The sequence below is a fragment of the Microbacterium sp. NPDC056736 genome (genome assembly GCF_042790415.1).
Lineage (GTDB): Bacteria > Actinomycetota > Actinomycetes > Actinomycetales > Microbacteriaceae > Microbacterium.
In genome coordinates this window covers 624,467-642,248 of the sequence record NZ_JBHTZE010000001.1, presented here as the reverse complement: position 1 = coordinate 642,248, position 17,782 = coordinate 624,467, and the positions used below count along the sequence as shown (strand labels likewise).

General features: G+C 71.6%; 15 protein-coding genes and 1 pseudogene. 8 read left to right on the top strand and 8 right to left on the bottom strand.

Going from position 1 to position 17,782, the window contains the following annotated elements:
• Positions 1–35 precede the first annotated feature (35 nt).
• Complete coding sequence (locus ACFRAL_RS02980) at positions 36–1,769, top strand: CHAT domain-containing protein (protein WP_378879547.1); 1,734 nt, start codon at positions 36–38, stop codon at positions 1,767–1,769.
• Between the two features lie 33 nt (positions 1,770–1,802).
• On the opposite strand, the gene ACFRAL_RS02975 is transcribed toward ACFRAL_RS02980, so the two are convergent.
• Complete coding sequence (locus ACFRAL_RS02975; protein WP_378879544.1) at positions 1,803–2,147, bottom strand: CU044_2847 family protein; 345 nt, start codon at positions 2,145–2,147, stop codon at positions 1,803–1,805.
• Between the two features lie 149 nt (positions 2,148–2,296).
• Here ACFRAL_RS02975 and ACFRAL_RS02970 point away from each other — a divergent pair, with 149 nt between their 5' ends.
• The 7 genes from ACFRAL_RS02970 to ACFRAL_RS02940 all read left to right on the top strand — a co-directional run bounded on the left by ACFRAL_RS02970 (position 2,297) and on the right by ACFRAL_RS02940 (position 10,132).
• A complete protein-coding gene (locus tag ACFRAL_RS02970) occupies positions 2,297–2,476 on the top strand; it encodes a hypothetical protein (RefSeq protein ID WP_378879542.1) in 180 nt (59 codons plus the stop codon).
• Positions 2,477–2,586: 110 nt separating this feature from the next.
• Positions 2,587–3,756, top strand: a complete 1,170-nt coding sequence (locus ACFRAL_RS02965) for an acyl-CoA dehydrogenase (RefSeq protein WP_378879539.1) — start codon at positions 2,587–2,589, stop codon at positions 3,754–3,756.
• Positions 3,756–5,138, top strand: coding sequence for a PIG-L family deacetylase (locus ACFRAL_RS02960; protein WP_378879535.1), 1,383 nt, complete (start codon positions 3,756–3,758; stop codon positions 5,136–5,138). The genes ACFRAL_RS02965 and ACFRAL_RS02960 overlap by 1 nt, the downstream gene beginning before the upstream one ends.
• A complete protein-coding gene (locus ACFRAL_RS02955; RefSeq protein WP_378879532.1) occupies positions 5,135–5,851 on the top strand; it encodes a glycosyl transferase in 717 nt (238 codons plus the stop codon). The genes ACFRAL_RS02960 and ACFRAL_RS02955 overlap by 4 nt, the downstream gene beginning before the upstream one ends.
• A gap of 44 nt (positions 5,852–5,895) precedes the next feature.
• Positions 5,896–6,567: a VOC family protein gene (locus ACFRAL_RS02950; RefSeq protein ID WP_378879529.1), complete on the top strand. Its 672-nt coding sequence runs from the start codon at positions 5,896–5,898 to the stop codon at positions 6,565–6,567.
• 60 nt (positions 6,568–6,627) lie between these two features.
• The gene (locus ACFRAL_RS02945; protein ID WP_378879526.1) at positions 6,628–7,668 is read left to right on the top strand and encodes a serine hydrolase domain-containing protein; all 1,041 of its coding nucleotides are present in this window, start codon (positions 6,628–6,630) and stop codon (positions 7,666–7,668) included.
• Positions 7,669–7,993: 325 nt separating this feature from the next.
• Positions 7,994–10,132: an alpha/beta hydrolase-fold protein gene (locus ACFRAL_RS02940; RefSeq protein WP_378879523.1), complete on the top strand. Its 2,139-nt coding sequence runs from the start codon at positions 7,994–7,996 to the stop codon at positions 10,130–10,132.
• A 99-nt stretch (positions 10,133–10,231) separates the two neighbouring features.
• On the opposite strand, the gene ACFRAL_RS02935 is transcribed toward ACFRAL_RS02940, so the two are convergent.
• From ACFRAL_RS02935 to ACFRAL_RS02905, 7 genes and pseudogenes are all read right to left on the bottom strand, one after another.
• Positions 10,232–10,459, bottom strand: coding sequence for an RNA-binding S4 domain-containing protein (locus ACFRAL_RS02935; protein WP_378879520.1), 228 nt, complete (start codon positions 10,457–10,459; stop codon positions 10,232–10,234).
• Positions 10,460–11,213: 754 nt separating this feature from the next.
• A pseudogene (locus ACFRAL_RS02930) lies at positions 11,214–14,366 on the bottom strand (efflux RND transporter permease subunit); the annotation flags it as partial.
• A gap of 168 nt (positions 14,367–14,534) precedes the next feature.
• A complete protein-coding gene (locus ACFRAL_RS02925; RefSeq protein WP_378879517.1) occupies positions 14,535–14,906 on the bottom strand; it encodes a fluoride efflux transporter FluC in 372 nt (123 codons plus the stop codon).
• Entirely contained in the window at positions 14,903–15,316 is a 414-nt protein-coding gene (locus tag ACFRAL_RS02920) for a CrcB family protein (protein WP_336393894.1), read from the bottom strand. Before ACFRAL_RS02920 ends, ACFRAL_RS02925 begins: the two co-directional genes overlap by 4 nt.
• Before the next feature lie 4 nt (positions 15,317–15,320).
• Positions 15,321–16,325, bottom strand: a complete 1,005-nt coding sequence (locus ACFRAL_RS02915; RefSeq protein ID WP_378879514.1) for a DNA topoisomerase IB — start codon at positions 16,323–16,325, stop codon at positions 15,321–15,323.
• 66 nt (positions 16,326–16,391) lie between these two features.
• The gene (locus ACFRAL_RS02910) at positions 16,392–16,658 is read right to left on the bottom strand and encodes a Rho termination factor N-terminal domain-containing protein (protein ID WP_378879511.1); all 267 of its coding nucleotides are present in this window, start codon (positions 16,656–16,658) and stop codon (positions 16,392–16,394) included.
• Between the two features lie 54 nt (positions 16,659–16,712).
• Entirely contained in the window at positions 16,713–17,600 is an 888-nt protein-coding gene (locus ACFRAL_RS02905) for an SDR family oxidoreductase (RefSeq protein ID WP_378879508.1), read from the bottom strand.
• Positions 17,601–17,782 lie beyond the last annotated feature (182 nt).

Sequence of the window (17,782 nt, the reverse complement as noted above, 5' to 3'; positions counted from 1 at the left end):
GTCGCCGGGCGCTGCGCGGCGGGACAATGTCCGCAATGGACGCGCCCGTCATGGAACTGGAGATCGGGCCCGGTTCGGAGCCGGGCTCGTACGTCACACGTGTGCTCCACTCCGTCGGCGGGGGTGAGCCGACCGCGAGCTTCCGGCTCGACGTGGACGAGCTCCTCGACCGCCGGCCGCTGCTGGAGGCGAGCGTCCTGGCGTCGGCGGTGCCGGCCCGCCGGGTGATGGCGGACAGCGAGGCGATCGTCCAGGACGTCGGCCGCTGCCTCTTCGACGCGGCGTTCACCGGTGACGTCGCCACCGCGTACCGCACCAGCATGGCGGTCGCCTCGGAACGCGGTCTCAGCGTGCAGGTCTCGCTGCGGCTGACCGCTCCGGGACTGGCCGCGCTGCCGTGGGAGACGCTGTACGACCCCGTCACCGAGCGCTATCTGTGCCGCAAGGATCCGCTGGTGCGCAACGTTCCCTCGCCGCACGTCCCCGCCCTGCAGGTGACGCGGCCGCTCCGGGTGCTCGGCATGATCTCGTCGCCGCGGGGTCTCGTCGCCCTGGATGTGGACCTCGAGCGCTCACGGCTCGAGGAGGCGCTGCGCGCGCACCTCGAGGACGGCCGCGTCGAGCTGCACTGGCTCGACGAGGTCACGTGGGACGCGCTGCACGCGAAGCTGCTCGAATCCGCCTGGCACGTCCTCCACTTCGTCGGCCATGGGACGTACGACAGCGCGACCGATGAGGGGGTGCTGGCGTTCGTGGGACGCGACGGGCGGCCGGACTACGTCACAGCCTCCGCCCTCGCCGATCTGCTCGACGAGGCCGAGCCGACACCACCGCTGGTGGTGCTCAACTCGTGTCAGTCCGGTGCCAGCGGACCCACCGACCTGTTCTCGGGCACCGCGGCCGCTCTCGCGCGCAGCGGCATCCGTGCGGTCGCCGCGATGCAGTTCCCGATCAGCGATCCCGCGGCGCTCGCGTTCGCGCGCGGGTTCTACACCGCCCTGGCCCATGACCGCGGCGTCGACGAGGCCGTCCGCAGCGGCCGGATCGGCATCCTCGGCGGCGGACGCGGGACGCTCGAGTGGGTCACACCGGTGCTGTACCTGCGAGGCGACGGCCACCTGTTCGATCTCGTCGGCCCGGCGGCCGGCCCGCCGCCGGAGCAGCGCTCGCCCACCCCGCCTGACGACGACGCCTCCCCGACGGCCGGCTCGGGAACGGACACGCAGCGGGATGCCGTGCCCGACGCCGAATCCGCCCGCGGGGCGTCCGCCTGGCGACGATGGGCGATCGGCGGCGCCGCCGCGGCCCTCGCGATCGCCGCGGGCGCGGCGATCTACGCCGCGACGACGATGGCCGAGGGCGGCGGCGGCACCGCCGGCACCGACGAGGGCGGAACCGGGGGCTCCGCCAGCACCGCCCGCCTCGCCGTCCCGCTCGACATCGAGTGGGTCGACACGGGCCTGTACTGCCTCCTCGGCGACGAGTTCGTCATCGAGGTGACCGGGCGCGGTTGGCTCGACGAGACGGCCGAGTCGCAGATCGGGCCGGAAGGCCTCGTCGACGACGCATCCACCGACACGCGCGTCCTCGCCGAGGCGGGCACCGGCGCCGTCATCGGCACGCTCAGCACCACGCCCGAGGTCTTCGCCGTCGGCGCGGGCACCACCTACGAGTGCCCGGCGCAGGGCGACCTCATGCTCGGGATCAACGACACCGACCTGGCCGACAACAGCGGCGAGTTCGCCGCGTTCGTCACGCTCAACCAATAGGACGGACCGGACGCCGCGGCCATCCCCCGGGCGTCAGTCCGCGTCGCGACGCCACGTGAGGGTGACGGTGAAGTTCGCCTGCACCGCGGTCGACGCGATGACGGCGCCGAGGTCGGCCGACAGCTGCAGCCCGAACTCGACCCTCACCTCGGTCGGCGGATTCGGACCGGACCGCACGGCGTCGAGGACGGCGACGGCGGCCGGCTGTGCCCGCTGCACCACGCTCTCGAACGACTCGCTCGCCCGGGTGACGACGGCCTCGGTGCGAGCGCCACCACGGAAGACGGGGCCGGGCGAGGCATCCGTCTCGGGAGCGTTCGAGGCGACGACGATGGAGCCGCCGTCGCCCAACGGGAACTCGACAAGCTGCGTGACCATGGCACCCGCGCCTCCCCCCGGCGGCCGGCTCGCCTGCCGTGGTGGGAGTCTCCCGCAGGCGGCGGCGCGGTGCAACGGGCAGGGCGCCGGGTCCGGCGGCGGTTCCCCGAGCGGCGTTACAGTTGGGCCCAACGGCACGAGGAGGAGTCATGGCGAACACCGATCGGGATCTCGAGCCCGGAGGCGAAGTCGACCTCGCGATCGAGCGCGCGCTCGAGGAAGCGAACCTTCGTGCCGGCGATGCGACGAGCACGTCGACGGCCTACATCCTCGAGGACCGCGAGGTGTCCGCCGCGGAGGCGGGCGACGCGGACGCTGACGGCGACTGAGGGCCGACCGCACGGCGACATAGGGCGACGGTTGTCAAGACCGCCGTGCGCCGGGCGTCGCGTCGTACGCTCCGAGGAGGCCCCGCCGCACCTGGGAGGTTCGCACGATCGTGGGACGAACGACTGATCCGGTCCTCCGCGACCCCTCGCCGGATGAGCAGACGCTGACGGCCGGCGACGAACGTGAGCGTCGGTCACTCATCGCGCCAGGCCTCCCGCGCGACCGGTGGTGCGCAGAGGCCCTCGCCGAGGCGGTGAGCATCCCGGACCTCGGGCGCGACATCCCGGCCACCATCGACTGGTGCGTGCGGGTCGGACGTGAGGCCCCCGCCGCGGGCGACGGACGCACGACGGAGCTGTGGGACCTCCTCGCGGCGACCGCGGCACGCGATGTCGCAGCGGCCCGCGTCCTGGAACCCCACCTCGATGCGCTGAGCATCCTTCGGCAGGCCGGCACCGATCTCGCCTCCGGCGCCGATCCGTGGCGGGTCCGGGATATCGGGGTGGATGAGTCCTCGTCGTGGGGCGTCTTCGCGGCGGAAGGGTCGGGGATGCGCGTGGACGCGGCGGAAGGGTCGGGGATGCGCGTGGACGCGGGCGAGACGTCCTCGGGGTGGCGGCTCACCGGCACCAAGCCGTGGTGCTCCCTCGCGGCGCACCTGTCCCACGCCCTGGTGACGGCCTTCGTCGGCGAGGAGCGCCGCCTGTTCGCGGTCGCGCTGCGCGAGCCGGAGGTGCACCCGCACGAAGGGCCTTGGGTGGCGCGCGGCCTGCCCGACATCGTCAGCGCGCCCGTCGACTTCGACGGGGCCCGCGCGGTCCCGGTCGGCGCCGCCGGCTGGTACCTCTCGCGCCCGGGATTCGCGTGGGGCGGGATGTCGGTCGCCGCCTGCTGGTGGGGCGGTGCGCGCGGGATCGCCGACGCCGTTCGCGCGGCGGCGTCGTCGGAGCGCGCCGACCAGATCGCCCTCGTCCACCTCGGGCGAGCGGATGCCGCGCTCTGGGGCGCCCGCGCCGCGCTGCGGGAGGCAGCCGCCCTGATCGACGGCGGGTCTGTCCCGGACCCCCGGCTGCTGGCCGAGCGCGTCCGCACGACCGTCGTCGGCGCCGCGACCACCGTTCTCGCCGAGGCCGATTCGGCCCTCGGCCCGGGCCCGCTGGTGTCGGATGCCGCATACGCACGCAGGGTGGCCGACCTCCACCTGTACCTCCGGCAGCACCACGGGCTGCGGGATGCCGCACGGCTGGGACGCCTCGCGATCGAGGGCGAGCGCGACTGATGGCGCCGTTCAGCCACCTCGACGACGGCACCGCCGAGTCGGTCTGGCGCGACGAGCTGGCGCGCCGCACGTTCCGTCGACTCGACGATTCGTTCGAGCAGCTCGTCGTGGTCGCCGCGCATCCCGACGACGAGACCCTCGGCGCGGGTGGGCTCCTCGCCCGCGCCGCCCGGCGGGGAGCGCGGATCGTCGTGGTGATCGCGACCGACGGCGAGGCATCCCACCCGGAATCCCCCACGCACGACCAGGCGACGCTCGCGCGCTTACGCCGCGAGGAGGTGGGCCGGGCCGTCGGGCTGCTGGCGCCCGACGCCGAGGTCACCTTCCTCGGCCTGCCGGACGGCGGCCTCGACCGGGTCGAGGGCGAACTCGGCGAGCGCCTCGGCGCCGTCCTCGACGAGGTGCCGGCCGTGGACCCGCATCGGGTGGTCGTCGCCGCTCCGTGGGCGAAGGACCGCCACCGCGACCACCGGATCGCCGCCGAGGTCACCGCGGCGATCGCCGCCCGTCGCGGATTCACGCTGCTCGGGTATCCGGTGTGGGCGTGGCACTGGGGCACGCCGGCGGACCTGCCCTGGGAACGGCTGGTCGCACTCGCCCTCGACGACGGCGAGCGCCGCGCGAAGCGGCAGGCACTGGCGTCGCACACCACCCAGACGGCGCCGCTGTCCGATCTGCCCGGCGACGAGGCGCTCCTGCACGCCGGCATGCTGGAGCACTTCGACCGCGACGTCGAGCTCTTCGTGGTCGAACCGGGCGCCCTCGAGCATTCCCAGGAGAGTCTCGACGCCCGCTGGTTCGACGACTTCTACCGGCGCAACGGCGACGACCCGTGGGGATTCGAGTCGCGGTGGTACGAGCGGCGCAAGCGGGCGGTGCTGATGGCGACGCTGCCGACCGCCGAGCTGGGCGACGTCTTCGAGATCGGCTGCTCCACCGGCATGCTCACCCGCGAGCTCGCCGACCGCGCGAGACACGTGATCGCGATGGATGCCGCGGCCGCCGCCCTCCAGGCGGCCCGCGCCCGCCTCGGCGACGGTGCGCGGGTGTCGCTCCGCCGCGGTAGCGTCCCGGCGGACTGGCCGGAGGGCCGTTTCGACACGATCGTCCTGTCAGAGGTCGGCTACTACCTCTCTCCGTCGGACCTGCAGCGCACGATCGCGCTGATCGAGGGGTCGCTCGCCGACGACGGCCGGCTGGTCGCCTGTCACTGGCGTCACCCGGTCGCCGCGTATCCGCAGGCGGGCGACGACGTGCACGAGGCGCTCCATCGCGTCGCGGCGTGGGACGCGATCGTCCGCCACGAGGAGCGCGACTTCGTGCTGGAGGTCTTCGCCCGGCGTCCCGCGCGCTCGGTGGCCGAGGCCGAGGGACTCGTATGAGCCGCCGGCAGGCCGACGTCATGGTCGTGGCCGTCCCGGTCCGCGACGAAGAGCTGCTGCTCGAGGCATCCCTGTCGGCCCTCGCCGTCGCCGTCGACCGCGGGTCGGCGGCCGGCATCAGGACCGAGGTGCGCATCGTGCTGGATCGGTGCACGGATGCCTCCGCCGACGTCGCCGCGCAGTTCGCGTTCCCCACGCTCGTCTCGACCGCCGGCCGGGTGGGCGCCGCCCGCGCCGCCGGCATCGCCCACGCGTTGAACGCGCTCGCGGGCGTCCCGCTCGAGCGGGTGTGGATCGCCAGCACCGACGCCGATTCGCGGGTGCCCGCAGGGTGGCTCACGCACTTCCGCGAGATCTCGCGGATCGCGGACCTGTGCGTCGGCACCGTACGGCCCGACTTCGATGACCTGTCGGTTGCGCAGCGCGCCCTCTGGCTGCGCACCCACACGCGTGGCCGACCCAACGGGCACGTCCACGGCGCGAACCTCGGGCTGAGCGCGCGCACCTATCTCGACGCCGGCGGGTTCGCGCCGCTCGGTGAGCACGAGGACGTGGACCTCGTCACGCGGTGCCGCAACCGCGGCGCGCGTATCGTCGCCAGCGACGAGGCCGAGGTCATCACGTCCGGCCGCCTGACCGGCCGGACGCCCGGTGGGTATGCCGGGTACCTGCGTCAGCAGGCGACAGATCTCGCACGCGACGCCTCGGAATAGACGGTCGCGTCGACCGGAACCGGAACAACAGTGAAGGAGCTGTCATGGACGAATCGCCGACAGGCCCATCGGAACGGATCTCCACCACCGACTTCCGCCGGGCGAAGAAGACGGCGGATTGGCCGGTCACGCCTTTCGGTCCCGAGGCCGTCTTCACCGCCGCGTCGTTCTCACAGGCAGCGGAGCTCATCGCGCCGATCGTCGCCGCCGCCGCACGGTACGGGGTCCACCCGGACGTCGACCTGCGCCCGGAAGGGGTCGTCGTGCGCATCCCGGCAGACGACGACGGCATCCCCGCGGCGGCGATCGCGTTCGCGGCGGAGGTATCCGAGGCGGCCGCGGAGCTCCGGCTGGCCGCCGAACCCTCGCGCGTGCAATCCATCGGCGTATACGTCGCCCAGAACTCACGGGCCGACGTCCGTCCGTTCTTCCTGGCCGCGCTGGGCTACTCCGCGTGGGGCGACACGGATGCCGTCGACCCGCTGCGCCGCGGACCCCAGCTCGCCTTCAACCCGATCGCCGGCGACGTCGCGGCGCGAGGCCGCACGCACTTCGACGTCTATGTGCCCGCCGACCAGGCGCAGGCGCGAGTGGACGCCGCCCTCGCCGCCGGAGGGAGACTGGCCGACGACACCCACGCTCCGGCGTGGTGGTCGCTCGCCTCGCCCGACAACCACGGCGTGGACATCGCCGCCTGGGCTGACGCACCTCGCTGACGCAGCCCGTCGGGGCTACGTTGGGCACAGTCGTCCCCCACCCAGTCCGGAGGCCCGACCATGAGCGTTCCCCTGACCACCGAGGCGCTTGACGCCGCCATCGCAGCGGAGTCGTTCACCGGTGTGCTCACGATCGATGAGGGAGACACCCGCACGCTCGAGCGCTGCGAGGGATTCGCGCACCGCGCGCTCGGGGTGCGCAACACGCCGAGCACCCGCATCTCGGCCGCGAGCGGCAGCAAGGGCTTCACCGCGCTCGTGATCATGCGACTCGTCGAGGACGGCATGCTCGGCCTCGCGGATCCCGTACGTCCCCTGCTCCGTGACGACCTGCCGCTGATCGACGACAGGGTCAGCGTCGAGCACCTCCTCACGCACACCTCCGGTATCGGCGACTACCTCGACGAGGAGGGCGACGGAGAGATCGACGACTACATCTTCTCCCTGCCGCTGCATCTGCTCGCCGAGACCGAGGGGTTCCTCCCCGCCCTCGACGGCTTCCCGCAGAAGTTCCCGCCCGGCGAGCGCTTCTCCTACTGCAACGGCGGCTACGTGGTGCTCGCGCTTCTCGCCGAGCGCGTCAGCGGCCGCGGCTTCCACGACCTGGTCCACACGGAAATCTGCGACCGGGCGGGTCTCACCGGGTCCGCCTTCCTCCGCTCCGACGACCTCCCGGGCGATGCCGCGCTCGGCTACCTGGAGGGGGAGGGCGACCGCACCAACGTGCTGCACCTCCCGGTACGCGGCAACGGCGACGGCGGCATGTACTTCACCGCCGATGACCTGCACCGATTCTGGAACGCACTCCTGGACGGCAGGATCGTGGCGCCCGACACGCTCGCCGAGATGACCCGTCCTCGCCTCGATGTGCCGTCGGAGCACAAGCGATACGGGATGGGGCTGTGGCTGGGCCGCCGCAACTCGTCGCTGATTCTCGAAGGCTACGACGCGGGCGCGTCGTTCCGGTCCACCCACATCCCGGAGACCCGCACGACGGTGACGGTGCTGGGCAACAGCTCGGAGGGCGCCTGGCCGGTGATCTACGCCCTCGCCGACGCCATGGACGGAACCGTCCGGGGCAGGTTCCCCGACGAGAACTAGCGCGCCCGAGTCCGAACAACCGGGATCGGCTCGGGAGGTATCGGAGGCAGTTCTGTACAACGTTGCAAATTTCTCTTGACCTTCACTTGCCCGGGACATCACGATGGGCGGGTAGGGAATTTACGACGTTGTAAACCGCACACGCGGAGCTTCGTCGCCGCTCCGCCGGCGGTTCATCCCTCCCGGCGGGCAAGGCTCCCGCATGACGCCATGCGGGAGGTCACACGAGAGGAAATCAAAGGTGATGTGGACAGATCAAGGGCGGGGCACTGAGAAGCGCTCCCGTCGTGTGTGGGTGGCGATGGCCACTGCGGCCGCGTTGGGAGTGTCTACCCTCCTCACGGCGCAGCCGGCCGCCGCCGCCGAAGACCCGTGGGTCGCCGAGATCGACAACGTCGTCCCAGACGTCTACCGGTTCACGGTTCCCAACTCGGCGATTCAGCCGGCGACCGGCATCGCGGGCTCGGTGGTGGCGGTCGAAGGCAACTTCGCGCCGGGCAAGACCTGGACGACCCTGAACATGGGGTCCGGCGGAGGCAACTGGACCTCGACCATCGGCCCGCTCGAGCCGGGTCTGTACTACTACCAGTACTCGGCACGACCGTCGTGGGGTGAGGACGCCATTGCGTTCCGCAACCCCGCCAGCGCTCAGGAGGTGACGTCGAAGCCGACGTGGAACACGCTGTTCGTCGACGGCCCGGGCGCCGAGTGGTTCGCGGACGAACCCGCGGGCGGGAGTCTCGAGGAGCTCAGCTACGACAGCTCCGTCGCGGGCGCCGAGCGGTCGGCCCTCGTGTGGACGCCCCCGGGTTACGACGAGAACCGCGCGGAGCCGTACCCGGTGCTCTACCTCCTCCAGGACGAGGGTCAGAGCTATCGCGAATGGGTCGAGCTCGGGCGGCTGAAGCAGATCCTCGACAATCTGACGGTCGACGGGGACGCCGAGCCGATGGTCGTCGTGATGGGCGACGGCGAGACGGATGAGATCCGCGGTGAGGTGGTCAAGAACCTGCTCCCGGCTGCGGAGGGGGCGTTCAACATCTCGGGCGACGCCGATGACCGCGCGATCGCCGGTATCGGGCGTGGCGCCGAGCAGGCTCTCAGCCTCCTGGTCAGCGCCACGGGCGAGTTCTCGAACGTGGGCTCCTTCTCGGGTGACCTCGAGCAGAACGTGGGCAAGGGCAAGGCGCGGCAGATCAACGACGCGACCGACCTCATCCGCCTGTACGTCGGGAACGTCACCGACCCGAACTACAACCCGACGGTGGCCCTCGCCGACAAGCTCGGTGCCGCGGGCGTCGAGTTCCAGTCGGACGGCTCCGACCCCGAGACCGGCGGCACCTGGGACACCTGGCAGAAGAACCTGCACGACTTCGCGCAGCGGGTGTTCCAGGCCCCGGGCGACACCGGTCCGAGTGAAGGCCACCTCCCGCTCGAGCCGCACTCGCTCCCGGCCCCGGGCACCACTCCGACGCCGTGGATCGACGAGAACGGCGTTGTGACCTTCGAGACCGGGACGGAGTTCGCCGACGCGAACAACGTGACGGTGTGGGGCAACTTCGGCCCTGCCGGCAGCTGGCCGCGCACGCCCATGACCAAGCAGGACGACGGCCGCTGGCGCCTGACGATGCCGGTCGAGGCGGGCTCGTACTACTACAAGTTCGTGGTCGAAGGTGTCGACCACAAGGACGAGACGAACCCGACGACGGTGTTCTCCGAGCCCAACTGGAGCACGTTCCAGGTGCCCGGTGACGAGACGCTGCGCGGCGAGTACACGACCCCGGTCGCGCCCGAGCTGCGCGGCAGCGTCGAGGTCATGAACTACACGAGCACGGCGAACGGCAACCCCGAGCGCTCCGCGTACGTGTGGACGCCCCCGGGCTACGACGCCGAGCGTGAAGAGCCCTACCCGGTGTTCTACCTCCAGCACGGCGGCGGACAGACGTGGACGGACTGGATCGAGGTCGGCTTCGCCGCCCAGATCCTGGACAACCACTACGCCAAGGGCAACATCGTGCCGATGGTGGTCGTCATGGCCAACGGCAACGGCGTGAACTTCCCCAACGAGATCACGCAGCGCATCACCGTGGCAGCCGAGGCCCAGTACAACGTCAGCAGCGAGGGTGAAGACCGGGCCCTCGCGGGACTGTCGATGGGCTCCGGTGCGACTCTCACCACGCTGTGGGCGCACCCGGGTGAGTTCGCGTACATCAGCGGGATGTCGGCGTTCGGCAGCGTTCCCGCCGGCGCCGACGTCGCAGCGATCAACGAAGGCACCAAGCTGCTGCGCATCTACTCCGGTGACGTCCAGGACTTCACCTATGGAGCGACGCTGAGCCTGATCAGCAGCATGACCAACCGCGGTGTCGAGCATGAGTTCGCACCGATCATCCCCGGCCCGCACAGCTGGGACGTGTGGCAGAAGTCGTTGATCGACCTGCTGCCGCGCCTGTTCCAGGGCTGACGCCTCGGGCTCGATCGGGTGACACGACGGCCCGTGAGGGCGAGAACCGCATTCTCGCCCTCACGGGTCACCGGCTTCGCACAGCAGGCGGATCGGACTTCACGCGCAGACGCGAACCCGGCGACCCTCGTAGCCCACGACGTCACCGAGGCGGAGCTGGCGCCCCCTGCGTCGGTCGACCTCGCCGTTCACCGTCACGGCGCCGTCGATGATCGCCTCCTTCACCTCTCCTCCGGAGTCGAGGAGCCCGGCGAACTTCAGGAACTGCCCGAGACGGATCGCCTCCCCGCTGATCGAGACGTCGTCGATGCGAGCCGGGTTGGTCATCCCCGAATCGTAGCCGCTGCTCCCGCCGGCTCTTCAACCGAGGTGGTCGCCCGGTCGGACCCGCGACTCAGCCGTCGCCGCGGGTGCGATCCCCGTCGTCTCCGCGCCGGTCCGGATCATGCGCGTCCCCGGTCTCGTTCTCGCGCTCGAGCGGCGCTGAGGTCTCCGCAGTCGCGGTGTCCGCCTCCTCGTCCGGCGCCGCGGCAGGCTCCGCGGGGACATCGTCGGATGCCTCGGCCTCGCCGGTCTCGTCCGAACTCGGCGTCGCCTCCGCCGGCGCAGCAGCCGACTCCGACACCTCGATGTCGGGACCCTGCTCGATCACCGGCACCTCGCCCTCGCCGTCGGCCCCGGCATCCCCGGGCTCACCGGCATTCGCCGGCTCAGCGGCATCCGCAGGCTCCACGTCCACCGGCTCACCGGCATCCGCGGTATCCACGTCCACCGGCTCCACGTCCACCGGCTCCACGTCCACCGGCTCGACGTTCGCCTGCGCGGGCTCCACGTCGTGTGCCGCACCGGCGGGCGCCGGCGTGGCATCCGACACCTCGATGTCGGGCCCTTCCTCGATGACGGGCACCGCGATCTCCGAGGTATCGGTCGAGACCGCGCCCGCGGACTCGCGCAGACGGCGCTGGCGTCGCGTCTCGAATGCCGCCGCGGCGGCGGCAGCGGCACCGGCTCCGGCAGCGCTTCCGCCCGCGGCCATCTCGCCGCTGCCATCGGCCTCGCCCGCCGGAGCGCCCGCGCCGACGAGCGCCGGCACGGCCGCGGCATCCGTCCCGCCGGCGGGACCCTCGCCGTCCGGCCCGGGACCGCCGTCACGTCCGCGGCGGCGCTCGGCCCGCCGTTCCTTCGCGCCCTCGACGAGGTTGTAGAGCGTCGGCAGCACGAGGAGCGTCAGCACCGTCGACGACACCAGGCCGCCGATCACGACGATCGCGAGCGGCTGCGAGATGAAACCGCCCTGGCCGGTGATGCCGAGGGCCATCGGAGTGAGGGCGAAGATCGTCGCGAGCGCGGTCATGAGGATCGGGCGCAGACGGCGCGAGCCGCCGGCGATCGTGGCGTCGTGGGCCGACAGCCCCTTCTCGCGGTACTGGTTGACGAGATCGACGAGCACGATCGCGTTCGTGACGACGATGCCGATGAGCATCAGCACGCCGATGAGCGATGCGACCCCGAGCGGCACACCCGTGATGATCTGCAGCAGGATGGCGCCGGTCGCCGCGAACGGCACCGAGATCAGCAGCAGCAGCGGCTGGCGCAGCGACTTGAACGTCGCGACCATCACGATGTAGACGATGAGGATCGCGGCCAGAAGCGCCAGGCCGAGCTGCGTGAAGGCGTCCTGCTGCTGTGTCACCACGCCGCCGAGGGATGCGTCTGCGGATGCCGGCAGGTCGGCGTCTTCCAGCGCGGTCGTGACCGCGGCCGAGGCGCTGGCGAGGTCGTCGGTCGACGGCGTCACCGTCACCGTCGAGGTGCGCCGGCCGCCTTCGGTCGTGATGGAGGTCGGGCCTTCGCTCTCTTCGACGGTCGCCACCTCCTCGAGGGGGATGGGTCCGGTGGCGCTCGGCACCTGGAGCTGACGCAGCTCGTCCAGCGACGCGGGCGTCTCGGACGCCGCGAGGTACACGGTCAGCGACGTGCCGTCGATCTCGACCGAGCCGATCGACTGCGGCTGCATCGTGTTCGACACCAGCGCGCCGACGGCGACCTCCGAGAGGCCCAGCTCGGCGGCCCGCTCGCGGTCGACCGTCACGGCGATGTACGGCAGCGACGCCGAGAGGTTGCTCGAGACCTGGCCGACGCCTTCGGCTGCGTCGACGGCCTCGACGACGGCATCCGTCGCCGTCTGCAGCGTGTCGGCGTCGGGCGCCGTCACATCGATCTCGATGTCGCTCGATCCGAACCCGCCGCCCGCCGTCGAGACGGTGATCTCGCCGGCGTCTTCGAGATCGGCGACCGCCGCCTGCACCTCTTCGCGCAGGGCGACCTGGTCGACACCGGGGTCGGTGGTGATCGAGTAGGTGATGCCGCTGCCGCCGCCCGAGAAGGCGTCGCGCAGAGCCGAGCCGCTGGAGCCGATCGACACCTGGACGGTCTCGACGCCCTCGATGCCGAGGAGCACCTCCTCCACCTCCTCGGCGGCCGCGCTCTCGGCCTCGAGCGAGGGCGCCGCGCCGATCTCCTGCGTCATGGTGAACGTGTTCTGGCCGGAGTCGCCCAGGAAGTTCGTCTTCATGAAGGGCGCCGCGGCGATCGTCGCGGCGAGCACGAGCAGCGCGAGTCCCAGCGTCACCCACGAGTGCTTCAGCGTCCAGCGCAGGATCGGCAGGTACGACTTCTGCAGGCGGCTGGGCGGCGCCGCAGGGTCCTCCGGGTCGATCGCGACGCCGCGCTCGTCGAGGATCGGCTTGCCGGGCTTGAGGAACCAGTACGCCAGCACCGGCACGATCGTGAGCGCGACGAACAGCGACGCGGTCATGGCGATGGTGACGGTCAGCGCGAACGGGCGGAAGAGCTCGCCGGTGACGTCGCCGACGAAGGCGATGGGCAGGAACACCGCGACGGTCGTGATCGTCGACGCCGTGATGGCCGAGGCGACCTCGCGCACGCCGCGGAGGATCGCCCTGCGCTTGTCGGCGTCGCCGACGTAGTGGCGCTTGATGTTCTCGATGACGACGATCGAGTCGTCCACGACGCGTCCGATGGCGATCGTGAGCGCGCCGAGCGTGAGGATGTTCAGCGAGTACCCGAATGCCTGGATGCCCACGAACGTGATGAGCACGCTGGTGGGGATGGAGATCGCGGCGACGAGCGTCGAGCGCACCGACAGCAGGAAGACGAAGATCACGAGCACCGCGAAGACGAGGCCGAGCAGGCCCTCCTTCGCCAGCGTGTCGATCGACTCCTGGATGTACGGCGCCTGGTCGAAGACGACGGTGAACTGCGCACCGCCCAGCGACTCCTCGAGGTCGGGCAGGATCGCCAGCACCCCCCGCGAGACGTCGACGGTGTTGGCCGCCGGGAGCTTGGTGACGGCGATCGTGACCGCGGGCTCGCCGTTCACGCGCGAGACCGTCGTGACCGGGTCGGCCTCCTCGGCGACCGTCGCGACGTCTGCGATCGTCGTCGCCCCCGCCAGCGCCTGTTCCGGCGTCGACGGCACCAGCGGCAGCGCCGCGATCTCGTCGACCGTCGTGATCTTGGCGCCCGTCTGCACGGTGAGCGTCTCGTCGCCCTCGGTGATCTCGCCGCCGGGGAACAGCACGCCGTTCTGCTCGAGCGCGTCGCTGATCGCCTGCTGCGTGAACCCGGCGGCCGCGAGCGCCGCCTGGTCGGGCGTGATGGTGATCCGCTGCCCGACGCCGCCGACGATCTGCGCCGCGTTCACGCCCGCCACGTCCTCGAGGTCGGGGATGACGGATGCCTCCAGCTGCGACTGGATCGCCTCCTCGTCGTCGTAGCCGGTCACGGCCAGCTGGATGACGGGGAAGTCGTCGATGCTCGCCGAGATGACGTTCGGCTCGACGCTCTCGGGAAGCTGGCTCTTGATGCGGTTGATCGCCTGCGTCATCTTCTGCTCGGCGGTGGCGAGATCCGTGCCGTAGGTGAAGGACGCCTGCACGATCGAGGCGTTGGTGGTGCTGGTCGCCGTCGAGGTCTCGAGCCCCGGCACGCCCTGGATGGCGTTCTCGATCGGCACCGAGACGTCGTTGCTCACGACCTCGGGCGACGCGCCCGGGTAGGTCGACACCACGATGAGGGCGGGGAACTCGATCGAGGGGATGAGCTCCTGCTTGAGATTCGTCAGCGCCAGGCCGCCGAAGATGGCGGCGACGATCGTGATCAGCGCGATGAGCGCGCGGTTCTTGAGGCTCAGGACGGCGAGGTTGGACACAGGTGCCTTCGCTGGGTGAAGTGGTGCGACGGATGATCTCGATACGGTCCCCGTTTCGCGCGGAACCGCACTCGATCCGGCGGCAGGAGCCGGCACGATACGAAGATGTATCGGGTGTCAGTATTTCATGCAGCTCTCATGTGAGCGCCCTGAGTGCCGGTCGACGGGTCACGCCGCCGCGGAGCCGAGCAGCAGCCCGAGCCCGGCGGCGACCGCGGTGAGCGCGAGCGTGCCGAAGAGGTTGAGCGCGGCATCCCGCCACCGCCGCCGCTCGGCGAGCAGCACCGTCTCGACGGACACCGTGCTGAAGGTGGTGTACCCGCCCAGCAGCCCCGCACCGAGGGCGAGGGACAGCTCGGGCGCCACCGCCGCGCCGAGCCCGGTGAGTACGCCGAGCGCGAATGACCCCGAGACGTTGACGATCAGGATGCCGACCGGGAACCGCGCCCCCGCGGCGGGCGTGACGAGGCGGTCGACGAGGTAGCGAAGGCCCGCCCCGACGCCCCCGGCTGCGGCGACCACCAGCAGCAGGGGACTCATTCGGCGTCCTCGGGTGCCTCGATGCGGCCGGGGGCGTCGGCGATCCGGCGTCCGAGGAAGAGGCCGACGACGGCTGCCACGACGCCGGCGGTGACGGATGCCGCGGCCAGCGCCGAAGCGAGCCACGGCGTCGCCGCCCACGCGGCCGTCGCCACCGCGAATGCGCTGTAGGTCGTGAACCCGCCGAGCACGCCCGTGCCGAGGAACCCGCGGAGCAGAGGACGCCGCCCGTCGAGCCATCCGACGACGATGCCCAGGAGCAGCGAGCCGGCCGCGTTGATGCCGAGCGTCACCCACGGCACGGCGGCGGGGTCGCCGACCGGCAGGACGATCGCGGCCCGGGCCAGCACGCCGACCGCCCCGCCCGCCACGGTGACCGCGAGCACGCGGACATCGACGGGCTGGGGCATCCACTCACGCTACTTCAGCGACTTCCTCCGGCTCGGTATCGCTGCGGACCGGGCGCAGCAGCGACCGGATCGCCGACTCGGGCGTCCTGGACAGGTCCAGGAGGTTGCCCTCGCGGTAGCGGACGAAGACGCGGGGATCGATGTACGACCCGCGGGCGACCGCCGGGGTGTTGCCGAGGGCCTCCGCGGTGGCGCGCACCGCGAGCACCTCGGCGCGCTTGAGGTCGGTCTTGGTGTCGACGGTGCCGATGTGCGCGAGCGCTTCGGCGGCGAGGATCGTGCCGCGGAGCGTGCGGAAGTCCTTGGCGGTGAACTTGCCGCCGGTGAGCGACCGCACGTAGGCGTTGACCTCGGCGGGGGTGAGCGGCACGCGGCGCCCGGCGCGGTTGAACGCCAGCAGCGGTGAGCGCGGGCGCCCGGGCACGAGCAGCTCGATCGCCGCCGCCAGGTCGGCGTCGTCGATCTCGAGGTACTGCAGCTTGCCGCTCTTGCCCGGGAACGTGAGGGTGACGACGGTGCCCTCGACGGAGGCATCCCGTCGATGGAGGGTCGTGAGCCCCCGGCTGCCGTTCTGCGCGAGGTAGCGCTCGGATCCGATGCGGGGTGCGGCGTTGTCGAGCAGCCGGAAGGCGACGGCGAGCACCCGCTCGCGATCGAGGTCGTCCCGGCGGATCGAGGTGGTGACGCGTGCGCGGGCGCGGGGCAGCGCCTCGGCGAGCGCGAGGGCGCGGGCGAACTTGCCCCGGTCGCGGCCGGCCGTCCAGGCGGGGTGATAGATGTACTGCCGGCGCCCGGCGTCGTCGGTCCCCACCGCCTGGATGTGGCCGTCGTCGCGGACGCTGATCCAGACGTCCTGCCAGGCCGGCGGGATGACCAGCGCCCGGATCCGCTCCAGGTGCCGCTGCCCGGGCGTGCGGCCCTTCGCGTCGAGATACCGGAAGCCGGACCCGGCTCGCAGACGCCGGAAGCCGGGGTCGTGGAAGGGGCGCACACGCGTGAGCTTCGGCATGTGCTCAGTCTCCCCCGACCGCCGGGCCGGCCGGCGCATTGCCCGGTCGGCCCGGCGACCACATCGTCAGTGGTTCCGGATCATCTCGACGAGCTCGGACTTCTTCTTGCCCGAGTAGCCCGAGAGTCCGAGCTCCTTCGCGCGCTTGCGCAGCTCGGGCACGGTCCGGTCGTCGTAATTCGTCGCCTGGGCGCCGCGGCGTCCGACCGTCTTGCGGCCCTGGTTGGCCGCCGCGTTCGAGATGCGCGCCGCCTTCTCCTTGGACGCTCCGTCTTTGCGGAGCTCCTCGTACAGCTCGGGATCCTTGAGGTTGGATCCGCGTCCTCGAGGCATCGCTTCCTCCTTCCCTCGCCGCATCGCTCGGATGCGGACGTGCTGGCCGCCCGCTCAGAGCGGCTTTCCCCCGGTGACCGGGACGATGGCGCCGGAGGTGTACGACGACACGTCCGAGGCGAGATACACGTACGCGCCGGCGAGCTCCGCGGGCTGACCGGCGCGGCCCAGCGGCGTGTCCTGCCCGAACGACGCGAGGCGCTCCTCGTCCCAGCCGGTGGCGGGGATGAGCGGCGTCCAGATCGGACCGGGCGCCACGCCGTTGATGCGGATGCCCTTGGGCCCCAGCTCCTCGGCCAGCGCCTTCACGAGCGCGACCTGAGCGGCCTTGGTCATCGCGTAGTCGACGAGGCCCGGCGAGGGGTTGAACGCCTGCACCGACGTGGTGAGGATGATCGAGGCGCCCGGCTTCAGGTGCGGCACGGCGGCACGGAGTGTGAAGATCTGCGCGAAGAGGTTGGTCCGGAACACCCGCTCCATCTCCGCGGTCTCGAGCGTCTCGATGCCGTCGCGGTCCTTCTGGTACGCCGCGTTGAGGACGAGGACGTCGAGTCCCCCGAGCTCTTGGACGGTGCGCTCGACGATGTCGGCGCAGAACTGCTCCTCGCGAAGGTCGCCGGGAAGGGTCAGCGCCCGCCGGCCGGCGTCGGCGACGACGCGCGCGGTGTCCTGCGCGTCCTCTTCCTCCTCGGGCATGTAGACCAGCGCCACGTCGGCACCCTCGCGGGCGAAGGCGACGGCGACCGCGCGGCCGATGCCCGAGTCGCCCCCGGTGATCAGCGTGCGGCGGTCGGTCAGGCGCTGAGCGCCCCGATACGACTCCTCGCCGTGATCGGGTTCGGGACGCGTCTTGCCGGTGAGCCCCGGCTGGTCCTGCTGCTGAGCCGGGAAGCCTTCGTCGTGGTGCGCGGTCGTGGGGTCCTGCGGCGCCGATGAACTCATACCCGCACGCTAGGGCCGCGCGTGCGCGCGTTCACGGGGGTTGACTTCCCCGGCGGACGGCCTTAACACGAGGCCTTGCGACTATCACCGGCGCCGACACGCCGTCAACCCCCTGCGAAGGAGCGGTCACCAGTGCCACTGTGAGACCGTGCCCACAAGGCATCCGTTGCATCCCCTTGCAC